The 1,492-nt window shown below is 66.7% G+C and carries 2 protein-coding genes; both read left to right on the plus strand.

The annotated features are described in order from the left end of the window. On the plus strand, positions 1-1,127 hold a 1,127-nt coding region (locus tag XH98_RS12970; protein WP_271618817.1), incomplete at its 5' end, for a response regulator. Between the two features lie 24 nt (positions 1,128-1,151). Next, positions 1,152-1,492: chemotaxis protein CheW (locus tag XH98_RS12975; protein ID WP_271618818.1), on the plus strand; the 341-nt coding region annotated here is incomplete at its 3' end.

Consider the following 1,492-nt stretch of genomic DNA (forward strand, 5'->3'; position numbering starts at 1 on the left):
TGAAGATCGACGACGGCGCGGCCAGCGATCCCGAGAACGGCTTCATCGTGGTCACGCAAGTCGGCAGCCAGACCTTCGGCATCGTCGTCGACGGCGTGTTCCACACCGAGGAAATCGTGGTCAAGCCGATGTCGACCAAGCTGCGTCACATCGACATGTTCTCCGGCAACACCATTTTGGGCGATGGCGCCGTCATCATGATCATCGACCCCAACGGCATTGCCAAGGCGCTCGGCGCCGCCGGCTCCTCGGCCCATGACATGGCCGACGACAACAGCGCCCATCACATCGGCTCGGGCGAGCAGACCACCTCGCTGCTCGTGTTCCGCGCCGGCTCGTCGCAGCCCAAGGCGGTCCCGCTCGGGCTCGTCACCCGCCTGGAAGAGCTCCCGGCCGACAAGATCGAGTTCAGTAACGGCCGCTACATGGTGCAGTACCGCGAGCAGCTGATGCCGCTCGTCTCCATGGACGGCGTCACCATCGCGTCCCAGGGCGCCCAGCCGATCCTGGTGTTCGCCGATGACGGCCGCTCCATGGGCCTCGTCGTCGACGAGATCATCGACATCGTCGAGGAGCGCCTCAACATCGAGGTCGGCGGCTCGGCTTCCGGCATCCTCGGCTCGGCCGTGATCAAGGGCCAGGCCACCGAGGTGATCGACGTCGGCCATTTCCTGCCCATGGCGTTCGCCGACTGGTTCACCCGCAAGGAGATGAAGCCGTCGATGCATTCGCAGTCGGTGCTGCTGGTCGACGACAGTGCCTTCTTCCGCAACATGCTGGCCCCGGTGCTGAAGGCCGCCGGCTACCGCGTCCGCACCGCGCCGACCGCGCAGGAGGGCCTGGCTGCCCTGCGTGCGCAGAGCTTCGACGTGGTCCTGACCGACATCGAGATGCCCGACATGAACGGGTTCGAGTTCGCCGAAGTGATCCGCTCCGACAGCAATCTGGGCTCGATGCCGATCATCGGCCTGTCCGCCCTGGTGTCGCCGGCCGCGATCGAGCGCGGCCGTCAGGCCGGCTTCCACGACTATGTCGCCAAGTTCGACCGTCCCGGCCTGATCGCGGCGCTGAAGGAGCAGACCGCGGGCGCCGCCGGCGCCTCCGAGCTGAGCCGGGCCGCGGCATAAGGGCAGGGACCAGGAGACATTGAAATGAGCAAGAAGACGCAAATTGGCGAAGGCGCCATGGTCGAATACGTCACCGCGATGATCGGCGGCCAGCTGTTCGGCCTGCCGATCTCCCGCGTCCAGGACGTGTTCATGCCCGAGCGCGTCACCCGCGTTCCCTTGTCCTCGCGCGAGATCTCGGGCGTGCTGAACCTGCGCGGCCGCATCGTCACCGTGGTCGACATGCGCGCCCGTCTCGGCCTGCCGAGGGACGAGGACGGCAAGACCCCGATGGCGGTCGGCGTCGATCTGCGCGGCGAATCCTATGGCCTCTTGATCGACCAGATCGGCGAGGTGCTGCGCCTGCCCGAGGACGGCAAGGAAGA

Origin of the sequence: Bradyrhizobium sp. CCBAU 51745, from assembly GCF_028128715.1 — a bacterium.
Taxonomy (GTDB): Bacteria; Pseudomonadota; Alphaproteobacteria; order Rhizobiales; family Xanthobacteraceae; genus Bradyrhizobium; species Bradyrhizobium manausense.